The 15,747-nt window shown below is 62.6% G+C and carries 17 protein-coding genes and 1 tRNA gene; 8 read left to right on the forward strand and 10 right to left on the reverse strand.

Going from position 1 to position 15,747, the window contains the following annotated elements; all coding sequences use genetic code 11:
• Positions 1–9: 9 nt before the first annotated feature.
• From BXY53_RS03030 to BXY53_RS03050, 6 genes are all read right to left on the reverse strand, one after another.
• Positions 10–498 carry a hypothetical protein gene (locus tag BXY53_RS03030; RefSeq protein WP_147361483.1) on the reverse strand — a complete coding sequence of 163 codons (489 nt, stop codon included), beginning with the start codon at positions 496–498 and terminating at the stop codon, positions 10–12.
• A gap of 158 nt (positions 499–656) precedes the next feature.
• Positions 657–935 (reverse strand): hypothetical protein, encoded by a 279-nt coding sequence (locus BXY53_RS13960; protein WP_147361484.1) that lies wholly within the window; start codon positions 933–935, stop codon positions 657–659.
• 298 nt (positions 936–1,233) lie between these two features.
• Positions 1,234–1,449: a Trm112 family protein gene (locus BXY53_RS03035; protein WP_119060445.1), complete on the reverse strand. Its 216-nt coding sequence runs from the start codon at positions 1,447–1,449 to the stop codon at positions 1,234–1,236.
• 20 nt (positions 1,450–1,469) lie between these two features.
• Positions 1,470–2,144: an LON peptidase substrate-binding domain-containing protein gene (locus BXY53_RS03040; protein ID WP_342634957.1), complete on the reverse strand. Its 675-nt coding sequence runs from the start codon at positions 2,142–2,144 to the stop codon at positions 1,470–1,472.
• Between the two features lie 58 nt (positions 2,145–2,202).
• Positions 2,203–3,114 carry a thioredoxin gene (gene trxA, locus BXY53_RS03045; protein WP_119060447.1) on the reverse strand — a complete coding sequence of 304 codons (912 nt, stop codon included), beginning with the start codon at positions 3,112–3,114 and terminating at the stop codon, positions 2,203–2,205.
• Between the two features lie 76 nt (positions 3,115–3,190).
• Entirely contained in the window at positions 3,191–3,721 is a 531-nt protein-coding gene (locus tag BXY53_RS03050) for a prolyl-tRNA synthetase associated domain-containing protein (RefSeq protein WP_119060448.1), read from the reverse strand.
• Between the two features lie 133 nt (positions 3,722–3,854).
• Between BXY53_RS03050 and BXY53_RS03055 the strand changes: the two genes are divergently transcribed.
• The 4 genes from BXY53_RS03055 to BXY53_RS03070 all read left to right on the forward strand — a co-directional run bounded on the left by BXY53_RS03055 (position 3,855) and on the right by BXY53_RS03070 (position 7,287).
• The gene (locus BXY53_RS03055; RefSeq protein ID WP_119060449.1) at positions 3,855–4,895 is read left to right on the forward strand and encodes an ArsR/SmtB family transcription factor; all 1,041 of its coding nucleotides are present in this window, start codon (positions 3,855–3,857) and stop codon (positions 4,893–4,895) included.
• Positions 4,879–5,808 carry a methylenetetrahydrofolate reductase [NAD(P)H] gene (gene metF, locus BXY53_RS03060; protein WP_245410337.1) on the forward strand — a complete coding sequence of 310 codons (930 nt, stop codon included), beginning with the start codon at positions 4,879–4,881 and terminating at the stop codon, positions 5,806–5,808. Before BXY53_RS03055 ends, metF begins: the two co-directional genes overlap by 17 nt.
• 10 nt (positions 5,809–5,818) lie before the next feature.
• Entirely contained in the window at positions 5,819–6,880 is a 1,062-nt protein-coding gene (locus tag BXY53_RS03065; protein WP_119060450.1) for a homocysteine S-methyltransferase family protein, read from the forward strand.
• A 179-nt stretch (positions 6,881–7,059) separates the two neighbouring features.
• Complete coding sequence (locus BXY53_RS03070; protein WP_147361485.1) at positions 7,060–7,287, forward strand: SH3 domain-containing protein; 228 nt, start codon at positions 7,060–7,062, stop codon at positions 7,285–7,287.
• A 3-nt stretch (positions 7,288–7,290) separates the two neighbouring features.
• On the opposite strand, the gene BXY53_RS03075 is transcribed toward BXY53_RS03070, so the two are convergent.
• Together BXY53_RS03075 and polA are read right to left on the reverse strand one after the other, a co-directional pair.
• Positions 7,291–7,965, reverse strand: a complete 675-nt coding sequence (locus BXY53_RS03075; RefSeq protein WP_119060452.1) for a hypothetical protein — start codon at positions 7,963–7,965, stop codon at positions 7,291–7,293.
• Positions 7,966–7,997: 32 nt separating this feature from the next.
• Positions 7,998–10,961, reverse strand: a complete 2,964-nt coding sequence (gene polA, locus BXY53_RS03080; protein WP_119060453.1) for a DNA polymerase I — start codon at positions 10,959–10,961, stop codon at positions 7,998–8,000.
• A gap of 160 nt (positions 10,962–11,121) precedes the next feature.
• Here polA and BXY53_RS03085 point away from each other — a divergent pair.
• Both BXY53_RS03085 and BXY53_RS13965 read left to right on the forward strand, forming a co-directional pair.
• A tRNA-Arg gene (locus BXY53_RS03085) sits at positions 11,122–11,198 on the forward strand.
• A gap of 32 nt (positions 11,199–11,230) precedes the next feature.
• The gene (locus BXY53_RS13965) at positions 11,231–11,632 is read left to right on the forward strand and encodes a hypothetical protein (protein ID WP_147361486.1); all 402 of its coding nucleotides are present in this window, start codon (positions 11,231–11,233) and stop codon (positions 11,630–11,632) included.
• Positions 11,633–11,644: 12 nt separating this feature from the next.
• Here BXY53_RS13965 and BXY53_RS13970 read toward each other — a convergent pair whose 3' ends face one another.
• Positions 11,645–12,463 (reverse strand): hypothetical protein, encoded by an 819-nt coding sequence (locus BXY53_RS13970; RefSeq protein ID WP_147361487.1) that lies wholly within the window; start codon positions 12,461–12,463, stop codon positions 11,645–11,647.
• Positions 12,464–12,689: 226 nt separating this feature from the next.
• Here BXY53_RS13970 and BXY53_RS03105 point away from each other — a divergent pair, with 226 nt between their 5' ends.
• Positions 12,690–14,120 (forward strand): multicopper oxidase family protein, encoded by a 1,431-nt coding sequence (locus BXY53_RS03105; protein ID WP_119060457.1) that lies wholly within the window; start codon positions 12,690–12,692, stop codon positions 14,118–14,120.
• A 111-nt stretch (positions 14,121–14,231) separates the two neighbouring features.
• Positions 14,232–14,948: a hypothetical protein gene (locus BXY53_RS03110; RefSeq protein ID WP_119060458.1), complete on the forward strand. Its 717-nt coding sequence runs from the start codon at positions 14,232–14,234 to the stop codon at positions 14,946–14,948.
• Between the two features lie 107 nt (positions 14,949–15,055).
• Here the strand turns inward: BXY53_RS03110 and BXY53_RS03115 are convergent, their stop codons facing one another.
• A complete protein-coding gene (locus tag BXY53_RS03115) occupies positions 15,056–15,439 on the reverse strand; it encodes a response regulator (RefSeq protein ID WP_119060459.1) in 384 nt (127 codons plus the stop codon).
• Between the last annotated feature and the right edge of the window lie 308 nt (positions 15,440–15,747).

Genomic DNA, 15,747 nt, shown 5'->3' on the forward strand with positions numbered 1-15,747 from the left:
GCTCGTCTCTCACCGACAACCGTGGTAGCGCATGCAGCCGTAGTAGTTGGCGTTGCCGTAGCCCCAGTTGCGCACACAGCGGCGGTGCCAGTAGGCGCAGCGTCCGCCATAGCGGCGGCCATAGTACCGCGGCTGAACGAAGAGTCGCGGATCAATGTAGAGCCGGAACCGGGGACCGCGATCACGCCTGCGATGGCGACGATATCGACGGTATGCCCGCCGATCTCGGCGCGCGCTCCGGCGTCGTTCACCGCGCTCGCGACGTGCACGGCGGCGTCTCTCACCCCGATCGCGACGGCCTTCCCGGCGTTCGCTGCGATCGCGACGACCGCGCCGACGCTCCTGCACGTCGATGACGGCCTTGGCCGCGATCGTATTGATTTGCTGGCCGAGCGTGGCATGAACGGGCGATACGGCGGCGGCCGATGCGCTGCCCGAACCGTAGAATACCGCGGCGAGGACGAGGGCCGCGGCGGCCATGACACTGTTGAGTTTCAAAACCAGTCCTCCCCAATTCGGGAACATTGCCGGGTAGACGCGGTGCCTACCCATGGGCGGCAAAACGATTCACGTTACGCAAAGGTTCCTTATCTTTTTGGGGAAGGGAGGCACGTACCGAAGCGCGGTAGAGGCCGGCCAGGGCCCGCCTTCGTTCATCAGCGACAGCCGTGGTAGCGCATGCAGCCGTAGTAATCGGGATTGCCGCTACCCCAGCGTTGGTCACAGCGGCGGCTCCAGCCTGCGCACCGGCTGTCGCTTGAGCCATAGAAGCGCCGCTGTAGCCGAGAGGGGCGGTCCGGGTCGGCGCTCGGGCCGTCTCCGCGCTCCGCCCCGCGGTCTGGCGTCTCGAATTGACGCCGGCCGAACCCACGCTCCTGCTGGTAGCTGCGAAAGTCACGGCCTTCCAGGTAGCTGCGATACTGAACGTCAATCACGTCGGGAGCGCGCTCACCCTGCAGTGTCCTCGCATATGCGGACGCGCTGGTTGCAGCGCCCAGTGCGACCCCCCCGGCGAGGGCGGCGGTCACGAAGGCTAGCACCCTCAGGGCGGCCAGAGCACGATAGATGATTGATCTCCCAGATGTGGGTACGCAGGTACTCATACCACGGCAAACGAACTCTTGGCCGGTCGTGTTCCAGCGAAATTTGCCGTGTGGCCGTCAAGGTAAATCCTTGATGACCGGCGGCGCACCTTGATGCGATCGGAGAGATTTCGCGCGGTGCGGGGACGGGTCAGTCTTCGAGCTGGCGCGCCTCGTCAACGAGCAGCACCGGAATACCGTCGCGGATCGGAAAAGCGAGCTTCGCCGAGCGACTGATGAGTTCCTGCGCCTGGCGGTCGTATTCAAGCGGCTGCTTGGTCAAAGGGCAGACGAGGATTTCCAGGAGCTTCGGATCGACCTCTCCCGCCGTCTGGTTGGATGTCTGATCCCTGTCCGCTTCGCTCATCGCCTCCCTCCCACGTGGACTTATTGCAGCGTTGTGCCGGAGCCGCCTTCCGGCGAGGCCATATCCATCTCCGCCAGCGCCATCAGGACCTCGGACCGAGTGCGCAGATCCGGCGCTTCCAGGAGCGCCTGTTTCTCCTCCGGGCCATAGGGACTGATCATTGCCAATGTGTTGATGAGCAACTCGACCGGCGACCGGTTGAGCGCCTCCCAGTCTGCCCTGAGGTTATGCGTGTCGAGATAGGAGCGCAGCACGCGCATGAAGCGCGTCAAGTTGACCTGTTCCTGCCCGTGGCCACGGGCGAAGTCGGTGACGAAGGGCGCGTAGTTCACCTCGCATATGCGATACGGCTTGCCGGTCTCCACTTCGCGGACGATCTGGAAGCGTGCGATCCCGCTCAGTGAGAGGATGATCGTGCCCTCGTCTGTCTCGGTGTAGGCCGTAAGCCGCCCGGCGCAGCCCACGCGGCGCAGTGGAGCGTTCTTGCCCGGCGGCGATTGCCCGGCATCCGTCCGCTCCGGCTGCACGATCCCGAGTATGCGCGGGCCGGCAAGGATGTCGGCGACCATCTGCAGATAGCGCGGCTCGAACACGTTCAGCGGCAGCGTCGAGCGCGGCAGCATGATGCAGCCCTGCAGCGGAAAGACGGGCAGCTGCTGGGGCAGGTCTGCCGGCCGGCGGTATTGGTCTGTCACGCTTATTGGTGTGGCTCCCCGAATAAAGGCACCGGCGCTCCTGCGCCACCGCCCGGTGTCATGAGAAAAGAATGCCCGAGAGTCGCTGGCGGCCCTTCACGGTCAGCGGATCATTCGCGCCCCAGGCATCAAAGAACTCCACGAGCTGCTGACGCGCAGCGCCTTCGTTCCATTCGCGGTCACGCTTCACGATCTCGAGAAGCTGCTCCATCGCCGCCTCGCGCTTGCCCTTGGCTTGCAGCGCCAGCGCCAGATCGAAGCGCGCCTGCAGGTCCGCCGGATCGTCCGCCACCTTCTGCTCAAGTTCTGAGGTGTCGGCGGCCTCTTCGCTCTTGCGTGCCAGATCGAGCATCGCCTTGGCGCTGGTCACGGCACTGTCCATCTGCTGGCCGGCCGGGACCATCCCGAGCATCTGCTCGGCGCGGTCGAGATCGCCGCTCTTGATGTAGCACTTTGCCAGCCCGGCCAGCGCGTTCACATTCTCCTTGTCGCTCTGCAGCACTTCGGCGAACAGGTTCGCCGCCTCGTTCACATTGTCCTGAGCCAGCGCGGTTTCCGCCGCCTCCAACTGCTGCTCGACGCCGCCTCCCTCACCGGCCGTGATCCTGTCGATGAACTGTCGCAACTCGCCTTCGCCGACCGCGCCCATGAAGCCATCCACGGGCCGACCGTCCTTGAAGGCGAACACCGCCGGAATCGACTGGATGCCGAGCTGGCCGGCTACCTCCGGATACTGGTCGATGTTCATTTTGACCAGCTTGACCTTACCGCCGGCGTTTGTCACCGCCTGTTCCAGCCGGGGCGTAAGCTGCTTGCAAGGGCCGCACCAGGGCGCCCAGAAGTCGACCAGGACGGGCACCTCCTTGGATGCCTCGATCACGTCCGCGACGAAAGTCTGGGTGGTTGTCTCCTTGATCAGATCGCCGCCAGCGTTGTTCTGATTGTCCGCGCCAGAGATGATGAATGACATTGCGATTTAATCCTGTCCGTCCGAGTGCGCGCAAGGCGCAGGCTGGGGTCAAATAGTTTTGCTTGACTGGAATATCTCAGCCGGATGCCCCCGTTTCAAGCCCGCTCGCGGTCGCATCGTCCAGGCGAAGGCGCAAAGGTTCATGCCCGCAGGCGGTAACGAATTTCAGAAAGTCGTCCCGCGCGATGCTGGTCGTCGCGGTGTTGACCAGCGGATGAAAATTCAGCGTCTCGTGCGCCAGGAGCGCTTCGTCGAGCACGAAGTTCACCACGCGCGCCGAATCGTTGATGAGCGTGAAGGGCGTGACGGACCCGGGTTCGACGCCAAGTATCTCGCGCATCAAATCCGGCTTGCCAAAGCTGAGGCGGCCTGAGCCGAGCTGGCGGTGCAGCGTCTTGAGATCGATGGGCGTATCCTCCAGCGCCGTGATAAGCCACAGCACGCCCTTCTTGTCCTTCAGAAACAGGTTCTTGGTGTGCGCGCCGGGGATTTCGCCGCGCAGGGCCCGCGATTCCTCGACCGTGTGCAGCGGCGGATGCTGATGCGTTTTCGTTTCAATACCCAGCTCCGCGAGCTTGGCAAAAAGATCATCGGGTGTCGCGCTCATTGCTCCCTCGGCTCGTCGTCTCGGCACATTTTGGCTTGCATCGGCTCATGCCTCTCGCCAAGTGCATAAAGATATGTTTATATCTTTCTGAGGCCGCGCGCGTCGCGCGGTGAGCTTCGATCGGTTGCATAGCATGAACAGCACGCTTTCGACACATGATCTCGTCGCCATCCTCAAGGCCGCTGGCGAAACGACCCGATTGAGAATCCTCGCGCTGCTTTCGGGGGGCGAGTTCAACGTCAAGGATCTAACGCGCATCCTCGGGCAGAGCCAGCCGCGCGTGAGCCGGCATCTGAAGCTGTTGGCGGCGGCCGGGCTCGTAGAGCGTTACCAGGAAGGCAGCTGGGTGTTCTTCCGCGTGCGCGATGATCACGCCGGACAGGTGATCCGCGGGATCATCGCCGATGCGCTCGACGTTGACGACGAACTGCTGGCCCGCGACCGTCAACGCGCCGAGGCGATCCGCGCGGAGCGTGACGCCGCAGCGCAAGCGTATTTCCGCGACAACGCCGCGGAATGGGACCGTATTCGGGCGCTGCACGTGCCCGAGGCGGTCGTCACGGGTGCCATGCGCGAGATCATGGGGCCGGAGCGGCTCGACCTGCTGGTTGATCTGGGCACGGGCACCGGCCATGTGCTGGAAGTGTTTGCGCCGCAGGCGAAAAGCGCCGTTGGCATCGACATGAATCGTCAGATGCTGGCCTATGCCCGCACGCGGATGGACCGGCTGGGCCTGTCGCATGTCCAGCTTCGCCAGGGCGATCTGTTCAACGTGCCGCTGCCCGAGGCGAGCGCAGACGCAGTGGTGCTGCACCAGGTGCTGCACTTTCTTGACGATCCGGCGCCGGCGATCGACGAGGCCGCGCGCCTGCTGCGGCCCGGCGGGCGGCTGCTGATCGTGGATTTTGCGTCGCACGATCTTGAAGAACTACGCGAGACCTTTGCCCATCGTCGGCTGGGTTTCAGCAGCGAGCAAATGGCGAAATGGCTGGAGGATGCCGGCCTCGTCCTTGCGGATGACCGCCAGCTGGCCGCGGATCAGGCCGCCAGCGGCGAATGCCTGACCGTTTGTCTATGGGGTGGCGTGAAATTCGCCGCTCCGGCGCAAGCCGAAACCGCTGCGCCTGTCACATCTCAAACCTCCGAGGAGATGACTGTTGAATTACGCGAATAACAGACCCGACGGCGCGGCCGATGGGCCGGACGTCAAGGTCTCCTTCGAATTCTTCCCGCCGAAGAACGCGCAAATGGAGCGTACGCTGTGGGAGACAATCCGGCGGCTTGAGGTGTTCGCGCCGCGTTTCGTGTCGGTCACATACGGTGCGGGTGGCACGACACGAAACAACACTCACACCACGGTCGAGCGGGTGTTGCGTGAAACGGCGCTGGAGCCCGCCGCGCACCTCACTTGCGTTTGCGCGACGAGGGAGGAGATCGACGAGGTGGTTCACGCCCACAAGGATATCGGCGTGCGCCACATCGTGGCGCTGCGCGGTGACCCGCCTGAAGGCATTGGCGAGGTCTACGAACCGCATCCGGGCGGATACGAGAGCTCCGTCGATCTGGTCCGGGGCATCAAGAACATCGGGCCGTTCGAGGTGTCGGTTGCGGCTTATCCGGAAAAGCACCCGGAATCGCCGTCCGTTCAGGCCGACCTGGACATGCTTGCATCGAAGGTGGATGCCGGCGCGGATCGCGCGATCACGCAGTTCTTCTTCGATAACGCCGACTTCTTCCGCTATCTGGATCGCGTGCGGGCGCGTGGTATTGACATCCCGATAACGGCCGGGATCATGCCGATCCACAATTTCAAGCAGGTCGCGCGTTTCGCGGGCAGTTGCGGCGCGCGTATTCCGGACTGGCTCGCCAAGCGTTTTGACGGGCTGGAGGACGACCCCGAGACGGCCCGGCTGGTCGCCGCCGGTGTTGCGGTTGAGCAAATTACCGAGCTGCTGGAAGCCGGCATCAACGAGTTCCACTTCTACACGCTGAACCGCGCGGGGCTGACGGCTGCCATTTGCCATTCGATCGGCCTGAAACCCCAGACGCCGGAACGCCCGGCCGAGCCGCGCACCAACGCCGCTTAGGAGGCAATAGATGAACCGCGAAGACCGTATCGCTGCGCTGAAGCGCGCGACCGAAGAACGAATCGTCATTCTCGACGGGGCGATGGGCACGATGATCCAGTACCACAAGCCGCAGGAAGAGGACTTCCGCGGCGACCGGTTCAGGGATCATCACCGCGATCTGAAGGGCGACAGCGACATTCTGGCGATCACCCGGCCCGATCTGATCCGCCAGATCCACGCGGACTACTTCGAGGCAGGCGCGGACATCGCGACGACCAACACCTTCAACGCCAACGCGATCTCTCAGGAGGATTACGACCTGCAGGATTATGCGCGGGAGATGAACGTCGCCGCGGCGCAGGTCGCCCGTGAGGCCGCCGACGACTGGACCGCCCGGACGCCGGACCGGCCGCGCTTCGTCGCCGGGTCGCTCGGGCCGACCAACCGCACCGCATCGATCTCGCCGGACGTCAATAACCCCGGCTACCGGAACGTGACCTTCGATGAGCTTGTCGAAGCCTACGCTGACCAGGCCCGCGGGCTGATCGAGGGCGGTGTCGACATCATGATGATCGAGACGGTGTTCGACACGCTCAACGCGAAGGCGGCAGGCTTTGCCATTCTTCAGGTCTATGACGAGGTGGGCTTCTCACTGCCGCTGATGGTGTCGGACACGATCACGGACCTGTCCGGGCGCAACCTCTCCGGCCAGACAGTCGAGGCGTTCTGGTATTCCATGCGTCACCTGAAGCCGTTCGCAATTGGGCTGAACTGCTCATTCGGTGCGGATCAGTTGCGCCCGGTGGTTGCCGAGTTGTCGGCCGTCGCGGATACACTGTTGAGCGTGCACCCGAACGCGGGCCTGCCGAACGAGATGGGCGAATACGACGAAAGCCCGGAGGAGATGGCCGGCAAGCTGGAAGAGTGGGCGAAAGAAGGCTTCCTGAACATTGTCGGCGGCTGCTGCGGGACGACCCCGGAGCATCTTCGCGCCATCGCCGAGGCGGTTGCGCCGTATCCGCCGCGCGAGGTCCCCAGGGCCAAGCCGGAGCTGCGCCTGTCCGGTCTGGAGCCGTTCGTGCACGCCTGAGCAGCCGTTCATTGCCGGTTCAGGCGTAATCCCCTTTCATGCTTTCGACAAATATCGCAGGGGAGAAAGGGATGTCCGCGAAACCGAAATTTGTCGCTGGAGCGATTTTTGCGGCCGCTTTGACAGCGGTAGCGCCCGCTTGGGCGACTAGCGGACCGGGCTGTTTTCAGGTCGTGAACGTGCCGGACTGGGACGTGCTGAACATCCGCGCCCTGACCTCGGCCAGCGCGCCGATCGTCGCGCGCATCCCACCCGAAGGGCATGGGATCATCGCCCAGGAGGGACGCTGTCTTCCGCTGAGCCGGCCCATGCCCGAGCGCTGGTGCCAGATCGCCTATTATGACGGTGACCGGACATCCTACGGCTTCGTCAAGCGGCGCTTCCTGAGTCCGAGCGAGTGCCCCTAGCCCTCACGCGTCGTCATCGGGCTTGCAGCCGACATCGGGTGAGACGGTGTCCGCGCTGACGACTTCTCCGGTCAGAATGTTGATGATCTCCCGCGTGCGCGCGCCCTCGACGGCGATGACGCGGATCACGCGGCCGCTGTCGATGCTTCCGCCGTCCCATTCCTGACAGATGACATCGAAGGTCTGGTCCGGCGCAGCCGGTTGAGACGCGATATCCGCCTGCGCGAGCGCCTGCTCTGTGAGCCAGGCGGTGTCCTGCAGTTCGAAGCCTTCTGCTGCGATCCAGACGGCGCGGCCCAGCCCATCCGCCTGCACGGTGCGCACGAGCACATCGCCATTCCAGCAGGCCTGTAACCGGAGTGCCATGCCGGTGAAGGCCGCGACCCGGCGCGGCTGCCCGAGCGGCTGGTCGAGATCAGCGGGCGTGGCTTCGGCCGGGAAGGCGACCTGCTCGCCGGGGCCGGCAGCGCACATCCGGTTGCGCTCCCATAGCGCCCGCTGATGCAGCGCGAACGGAACCTGTTCCCATGTAACGCCCGTCTCGATGACCTGATAGATGCGCAGCAGTGTCGGCAGGCTGCCCGCCATCGCCAGCGCGAGAACGATAAACGCCAGCAGCTGCCAGCTACGCCCGCCTTGCGGCTGCTGCACGCCTGGCCGATGGAGATCCGCTGGCATGGCCGTCCCGATCCCTCTGCCGCACGCCCGCCTTAGTGCGCGTCGTCCCAGTTATCCGCCGCGCGTGCGTCGACCTTGAGCGGCACCGAGACGTCCACGGCCGGCTCGTTGGCTGCGCTCATGATCTGCACTGCGGTGTCGATGGTTGGTTCGACCTCGTCCTCGCGTGCTTCGATGATCAGCTCGTCATGCACTTGCAGGAGCATCCGCGCGGACAGCCCCGCCTCAGCCAGCGCGTCCGGCATCCGGATCATCGCCCGGCGCAGGATATCGGCGGCCGACCCCTGAATCGGCGCGTTGATCGCGGCGCGCTCGAAGTTGCCGCGTGCGGCCTGCGTCGCCGTTTCCAGCTCGGGGAAGTGAATCTTGCGGCCGAAGATCGTGCGCACATAACCCTTGTCGTGCGCCTCGGCCTTCATCTCTTCCATGTAGTCGCGGATGCCGGGGAAGCGCTCAAAATACTTCTTGATGTACTCGCCGGCCTCAGAGCGCGGGATGCCGAGCTGCTGCGCCAGGCCGAAGGCCGAGATGCCGTAGATGATGCCGAAATTGATCGCCTTGGCGCGGCTGCGGATTTCCGGCGGCATCTTCTCGATCGGGAAGCCGAACATCTCCGAGGCGGTCATCGCATGGATGTCGAGCCCTTCGGCGAAGGCCCGCTTCAGGGCCTGAATGTCGGCGATATGCGCGAGCACGCGCAGCTCGATCTGGCTGTAGTCCGCCGAGATCAGCTTGTGGCCGTCCTGTGCGACGAAGGCTGTGCGGATCTGCCGGCCCTCGCGGGTGCGGATCGGGATGTTCTGCAAGTTTGGCTCGGTCGAGGCGAGCCGGCCGGTGCGGACCGAGCCGAGCGAATAGCTGGTGTGGATGCGGCCCGTGTCCGGGTGGATATAGTCCGGCAGGGTGTCGGTATAGGTGTTCTTCAGCTTGGAGAGCTGGCGCCATTCAAGCAGCTTGATGGGCAACTGCCGCTGCGCCTCGGTGAGCGACTCGTCCGCCACGAGGTCTTCCAGAACGCGCGCGCCCGTGCTCCATGCGCCGGTCTTGGTCTTGCGCCCGCCGGGATAGCCGAGCTTGCCGAACAGCAGGTCCGCGAGCTGTTTCGTGGAGCCGATATTAAATTCCTCGCCCGCCAGTTCGTAAATCTCGGATTCCAGCGCGCCAAGCTTCTGCGCAAAGTCGCCGGACAGGCGGGAAAGCGCGTCGCGATCCACCTTGATGCCGTAATGCTCCATGCGCGCTAGCACGGGTACCATCGGGCGCTCCAGGGTCTCGTACACCGCCGTCATCCCTTCGGCGGCGAGGCGCGGCTTGAGCATCAGCCACAGGCGCAGCGTCACGTCGGCGTCCTCGGCGGCATAGGCGGTGGCCTTGTCGATCGGCACAAGGTCGAACGTCACCTGCGCTTTGCCGGTGCCCGCGACCTCCTTGTAAGTGATGCAGGTATGGCCGAGGTGCCGCCGCGCGAGTTCGTCCATCCCGTGCGTGCCGCGCCCCGTGTCGAGCGCGTAGGAGATCAGCATGGTGTCGTCGATGGCGCGCATCTCGATGCCCAGCCCGAGCAGAACGAGATAGTCGTATTTCAGGTTCTGCCCGATCTTGAGGATGCCATCGTCTTCCAGCACCGGCTTGAGCGCTTCGAGCGCGGCATCGCGTGGCACCTGCGCCAGCCCGTTGGCGTCGCCAAAGTCGAGTTCGTCGGCCTTGCGGTGCGCCATCGGCACGTAGCAGGCTTCGCCGGGCTTCAACGCCATGGACACGCCGACGACCTCGGCGCGCATGGCGCTGAGCGAGGTCGTTTCGATGTCGAAAGCGAAGTAGCCCTGCTCCCGCGCGCGGGCGAGCCATTCGTTCAGCCGCTCCAGCGTCGTGACGGTCTCATAGGCGTCGCGGTCGATCGGGATGTCGCGAATCGCCTTGGCCCGGTGCGTGGCCAGATGCGCCGGGCCGGGCGCGCCGTCGGTTGTTTCATCGTCGTCCGCGTCCTCGGCGGGCTCGCCGTCGGGGGCAAGGCTCTCATCCGCCGCGACCTTGTCCATGTCCAGGCCATAAGCGTCGGCCACGCGCTTTGTGAGCGTCGTGAACTCCATCGCCTTGCAGAAGGCGATCAGCTTCTTGCCGTCCACCTCCGGCGAGCCCAGCTCTTCCAGCGGATGCTCCAGCGGCACCTCGCTGTCCAGTTCCACCAGCTTGCGTGAGATGCGCGCCTGCTCGGCATATTGGATGACGTTCTCGCGGCGCTTGTTCTGCTTGATCTCGCCGGCGCGCTCCAGCAGCGTCTCGACATCGCCGAACTGCTCGATGAGCTGCGCCGCGGTCTTCACGCCGATGCCGGGAATTCCGGGGATGTTGTCGGTGCTGTCGCCCGCCAGCGCCTGCACCTCGACGACCTTGTCCGGCCCGACCCCGAACTTCTTGACGACCTCGTCACGGCCGATCCGCCGCTCGTTGCCCGGCATCGGGTCATACATCGAAACGTCATCGCCCACGAGCTGCATCAGGTCCTTGTCGCCGGAGACGATTGTGATCTCCGCGCCGGTGCCCTTTGCCTGCGCCACATAGGTGGCGATCAGGTCGTCGGCCTCGTAGCCCTCCTGCTCGATGGGCGTCAGGCCGAAGGCGCGCACCGCCTCACGGATCAGCGGGAACTGCGGCACCAGCTCTTCCGGCGGCTCGTCGCGGTTGGCCTTGTAGGCGTCGTAGATCTCGTTGCGGAAGCTCTCGCCGGAATGGTCGAACACAACGCCGACATGGGTGGGCTTGCCATCATCCAGCCCCTCGCGCAGCAGCTTCCACAGCATGTTGCAAAACGTCATGACCGCGCCGGTGGGCGTGCCGTCGGAGCGGGTGAAGCTCGCGCCGCGCGCCTGGCTGGCCTTGAACATGGCGAAATAGGCGCGGAAGATGTAGGCCGAGCCGTCGATCAGGTAGATATGCGCGCTTTCGTCCAGCGCGGGCGCGTGTTTCGGGCTGGCGGATGTGCTTCGTTTCGACATGATGCGCGACTATATGGGGTGTAGCGGCATGGGGCAAAGCCGTTTGCGCCGCCATCCGCAGCCGCGATGCGCCGGCTGCGCCGGGGGGCGAGAAATCTCTTGCATCGCCGGGGCGTGAGCGTGCAATTCTTTGAGGGGCGCGCTATGCTGGCGCGCGTTCGGTCCCGTAGCTCAGTTGGATAGAGCGCCAGCCTCCGAAGCTGGAGGTCGCAGGTTCGAATCCTGCCGGGACCGCCACATGTTGGGCAAATGATCCCATTTGATTTCCCATGAGCACCCTGTTCAAGTCTTGTATTCTGTCGTTGCTTATGATTCTGCCATACGCACATGTTGCGGCAGAACCGCTTTTCCTCGATTGTCAGGTCAAGACAATCTGGAGTTCAAAAAATGGAAAATTTCGGTACGGTGAAGGCATCAGCGATATCTTCGTTCTCGAAATGCAAGGGAGAGACTTGATACACTTGGACACGCCGAACAATTGCGAGGATGGTGAAGAAAAAATCGAAGTTAGTGAAACCGAAATTTTTTATAGATGCAAGCAGAATTATAGTGATAAAACCATCGTTAGTAGCTACATAATCAATAGAGTAAATGGCGATTATTTTGCTTCTAAAGCGCATGTTAACGGGAGCGCCAAAGCGTTTATGGGCTCGTGCTCAAAGAAAGAATAAAAATTTTGATATTCACTCTTCTAAATATAAAATCTTATTCCAATCGTTAATTGTATCGAGCGGTTGTTGAGTCTCAAAATTAGGGCAAGAACGATAGTAATTTTTGAATATTTTGTCATCCACAAACACGCTGTATATGCCGTATTCATTCTCTTTTTTGAGGTGAATGCCAATTTGAAGATCAGGGGTATCTGGGAAAAGCCTTTTAGCGTGAAATTTGTCGCTGTCGAGCTCGAAATCAAAATCTATATCGCCATATCTTTTCACAACGTCGATAGTCTCTACGGCGTGTAGCATTTTTTCTTTTAGATGTGTGTCTTTTACGCGTTGCGCATAACGCCGTGCATGATCAACATGCGGATTGCGGTAGTAGCGAAAGATTTGCCAGCTCTTTACGAGTTCCGTGGCATAAAATGTAAATCGGAGGTTATCTTTGTAATATTCCTCCAGATCATTATTTGTTTTCCAATCAATTGCATCTGGATATAAGACGTAATCTTTCGTGCCGATGGCGTCAAAATCAATAAAATGTGGATATTTTTCGACAAGATCATCAAACCGTTTTTTCAAGGCGTCTCGATTCATATCGGAGACGTTTTGAAGTTCCAACATTATATTTTCATACATCGCGAGGAAACGATCGGGGTTCTGCCAGATCAGAATGTTCGCAATTTCACGCCTGAGCGTGGCAAGGTAGTGAAAGCGATCATGGGCCTGTGAGCGCATAAGTTCCTTGATTTTATGGCGATCATTGTTGGCTTGTAACTTAAGCCCAATTGCAATCCCACCAATCAAAGCGATGATGCCGATGAATATTGTTGCCCAGTCCATCGCAGCCCCCTGACGATTGTATAAGAGTGCCTAAAATTTTAAAATCTGCGATCGTTGAATTCTGATGGCTCGCCGTATTCATCGCGAGCTAACGTGATCCTATGCCTATCCCTTCTTCAGGTCTTGTTTCAAGGTGGAATGAGTGTGAGATCCCCCAGCGGAGGCGCTGGCGCTGGCGTGTGTCGGTGCTATCCTTTTCCTTTAATGCAAACACAAGGAGGACGCCATGAGCGAAGGCCGCTGCACCCCATCCCGCCGCGCGGTTCTCGCCGGCGCACTCGGCTCCGCCTCGCTGCTCGCTGGCGGCCGCTGGCCCGCGCTGGCGGCTGACGGCGCGCGCGAATTTGCGCTCGACATCGGCCCCGCCGAAGTGCAGATCGCGCCGCAGCCCGCGCCCGCCACCCGCATCTGGAGCTACAACGGCGCGCTGCCCGGCCCGGAACTGCGCGTGCGCCAGGGCGAGCGGCTGCGCGTCATCGTCACCAACACGCTCGATGAGCCGACCACCGTCCACTGGCACGGCATCCGCCTGCCCAACGCGATGGACGGCGTCCCGCACCTGACGCAAGCGCCGATCGCGCCGGGCGGGCGCTTCGTCTACGAATTCGATGCCGTGGACGCCGGCACATTCTGGTATCACCCGCACATGCGCAGCGCCGAACAGACCGCGCGCGGCCTCTACGGTCCGCTGATCATCGAGGAGCGCGACCCGCCGCGCGTGGACCGCGACATCACCTGGGTGCTCGATGACTGGCGGCTGGCGCGCAGCGCGCAGATCACCGAGGACTTCGGCCACTTCCACGACATCACCCATGCCGGGCGCATCGGCAACACGGTGACGATCAACGGCGCGATCCCCGAGACCTTCAAGGTGCGCCGGGGCGAGCGCATCCGCCTGCGCCTCATCAACGCGGCGAATGCGCGGAACTTCGCGCTGGACCTTGGGGCGCACGCGCCGGTGATTGTCGCGCTGGACGGCCAGCCGGTGGAGCCCCATACGCCGCGCGGCGGGATGGTGGTGCTCGGCCCCGCGATGCGCGTCGACCTGATCCTCGACATGATGGAACCAGCCGGCAGCCGCACGCGTGTCGTCGACCGCTTCTATCAGGGGCGCGATTATCGGCTGGTGGATTTCGTCTACGACGAGGAACCGCTGCGCGACGCGCCGCCCGACTGGACTCTCGCGCTACCCGCCAACCCGCTGACGGAACCGGACGTTGCGAACGCTACGCGCCACGAAATCAGCTTTACCGGCGGCGCCATGGGCGGGATGCGTGGGGCGCAAGTCCGCGGCGAATGGCGCGACATGCGCAGCATGGTCCGCGCCGGCCTCGCTTGGGCGATCAACGGCGTAGCGGCGCATGGCCATGTCATGGAGCCGATGGTCACAATGCAGCGCGGCACGACGCATATTCTCGACATGGTCAACCAGAGCGCTTTCTTTCATCCGATCCATCTGCACGGGCATCATTTCCGCGTCCTCTCGCGCAATGGCGAGCCGGTGCGGCACAAGCCTTGGCAGGACACGGTGCTGATGGCCCCGGACGATCGGGTCGAGGTCGCCTTTGTCGCCGACAACCCGGGCGACTGGATGTTCCACTGCCACATCCCCGAGCACATGGAAGCGGGCATGATGGGCGTGGTCCGCGTGACCTGAGCGCCGCGGACTTGCATTCGCCGCAGCGGCCGCCCAAAAGCTGATTCCCCCGGTGGGCAAAATACGCTAGCAAAGTCACGGTGTTTTGCATGACCAGTCCGGGGGAGCCTTATGAACCGTTCAGTCCTGACATTTCTCCTTTTGATCGTCGCGGTGGTGGCCATCGGCGCGGCCGTGTGGGCGTATAACGAGCAGGCGCGTCTGGCCGATGAGCTGGCCGCGGCGCAGACCGCGCAGCAGGAGGCCGAAGAAGCGCGGGCGGCCGCCGAGAGCAGCCTGGAAGAAGCGCAGCAGGCCGCCGAGGAAGCCCGCGCCGAGGTTGACCGGCTCAGCGACCAGCTTGAGGCGCGCCAGGCGCGGATCAGTGAACTGGAACAGCAGATCGAGGAGTTGACCGCGCAGAACGAAGAGTTGGCTGCCCAAAACGAGCAGTTGACCGCGCAGAACGAAGAGTTGACCGCAACCACCGAGGAACTGCGGGCGGAGACGCGGGATGAGTCCCAAGAGTTAGCTGCGCTGAGGGACGAACTGTCCAGCGCCCGTACCGAACTGGAAGCGACCAAGAGCGACCTTGCTGCGGCACAGGAGAAGCTTGCCTCGACGCAGGAGGACCTTGCTGCCACCAAGGAAGAGCTGGCCGCAACGAAGGAAGAGCTTTCGCAAACGCAGCAGGCGCTGAAGGAGCAGAAGGCGGCTACAGAAGAAGCCCGAGAGCAGATGCAGGCGGCGCAGCGGGCGGCCCGGGAAGCTCGTGCCGAGGCCGAAGCCGCCCGGCAGGCGGCGGAAGAGGCCCGTGCCGAAGAGCCGGCTCCAACCGAAGGCAACTGATTTCGGTCGACGCGCGTCCGGCTCGATGCATCGGGCGCGCGCTTGGCTGTCCAGCCAGTTCGCCGTACCGTCAAATGCAGCGCGGCAGCAGCTTGCACGCTGCCGCCTTACTCCATAGCTTCGTGAAGCTCTTTCAGCGAAAACGGCTTGAGCAGCAGCTTCTTCGCACCCAGCCCCTTTGCGAGCTGCAGGGCGAGCGATCCCGTCACCTTGCTGCCGCCGCCCGACATGGCGACGATGCGGGGTCGGGCAGATTGCGGCCGCTTCTCCAATTCCAGTAACACTTCTAGCCCGTCTTTCTGCGGCATAAGGATGTCGAGAAGGACGACGCTGAAGCCGTCATCGTTGATCTTCTGCAGAGCCTCATCGCCGTTGACGGCCTCTTCCACTTCCCAGTCTGCGCTAAGCAGAACATCGCGCATCACTTCGCGGAATTCATCGTTGTCGTCGACGATCAGACAAGATTGCTTTGCGCCTTCTCGATTTGTCATTGGTTAACGTCCTCGCGCTAGCGTGTCGCGTTTTCGCGAACGCTGGTCAGGTCGACCGCGCGACACGGCGCTTCGCCCCTAGAGGCTGACAAATAACGGCTTGGAGTCTCTCATATTGGTGGGCCCGATAATAGCAGGTAAGCATTTTTGCGTCGCCTTTTGTTAAAAATAAATAAAGACGCAAGATTATTGGTGTATATCTGCGGGAGTCAATCAATAGACTTTGAAGTCTGTTGAGGGTTGTTCTCGGCTGCCCCGCCTGAAGCGGTGAGTGACGTGATATCGGAGTTTCAAGTCTCTGCGGCCGG

The sequence above is a fragment of the Dichotomicrobium thermohalophilum genome (assembly GCF_003550175.1).
GTDB classification, from domain to species: domain Bacteria; phylum Pseudomonadota; class Alphaproteobacteria; order Rhizobiales; family Rhodomicrobiaceae; genus Dichotomicrobium; species Dichotomicrobium thermohalophilum.

Bases quoted from the DNA above. Each gene is read 5' to 3' on its own strand.
- BXY53_RS03055 (WP_119060449.1), top strand. From the start codon at position 3,855: ATGAACAGCACGCTTTCGACACATGATCTCGTCGCCATCCTCAAGGCC.
- BXY53_RS03035 (WP_119060445.1), bottom strand. From the start codon at position 1,449: ATGAGCGAAGCGGACAGGGATCAGACATCCAACCAGACGGCGGGAGAG.
- BXY53_RS03065 (WP_119060450.1), top strand. From the start codon at position 5,819: ATGAACCGCGAAGACCGTATCGCTGCGCTGAAGCGCGCGACCGAAGAA.
- BXY53_RS13965 (WP_147361486.1), top strand. From the start codon at position 11,231: ATGAGCACCCTGTTCAAGTCTTGTATTCTGTCGTTGCTTATGATTCTG.
- BXY53_RS03075 (WP_119060452.1), bottom strand. From the start codon at position 7,965: ATGCCAGCGGATCTCCATCGGCCAGGCGTGCAGCAGCCGCAAGGCGGG.
- BXY53_RS13970 (WP_147361487.1), bottom strand. From the start codon at position 12,463: ATGGACTGGGCAACAATATTCATCGGCATCATCGCTTTGATTGGTGGG.
- BXY53_RS03115 (WP_119060459.1), bottom strand. From the start codon at position 15,439: ATGACAAATCGAGAAGGCGCAAAGCAATCTTGTCTGATCGTCGACGAC.
- BXY53_RS03105 (WP_119060457.1), top strand. From the start codon at position 12,690: ATGAGCGAAGGCCGCTGCACCCCATCCCGCCGCGCGGTTCTCGCCGGC.
- trxA (WP_119060447.1), bottom strand. From the start codon at position 3,114: ATGTCATTCATCATCTCTGGCGCGGACAATCAGAACAACGCTGGCGGC.
- polA (WP_119060453.1), bottom strand. From the start codon at position 10,961: ATGTCGAAACGAAGCACATCCGCCAGCCCGAAACACGCGCCCGCGCTG.
- BXY53_RS03110 (WP_119060458.1), top strand. From the start codon at position 14,232: ATGAACCGTTCAGTCCTGACATTTCTCCTTTTGATCGTCGCGGTGGTG.
- BXY53_RS03050 (WP_119060448.1), bottom strand. From the start codon at position 3,721: ATGAGCGCGACACCCGATGATCTTTTTGCCAAGCTCGCGGAGCTGGGT.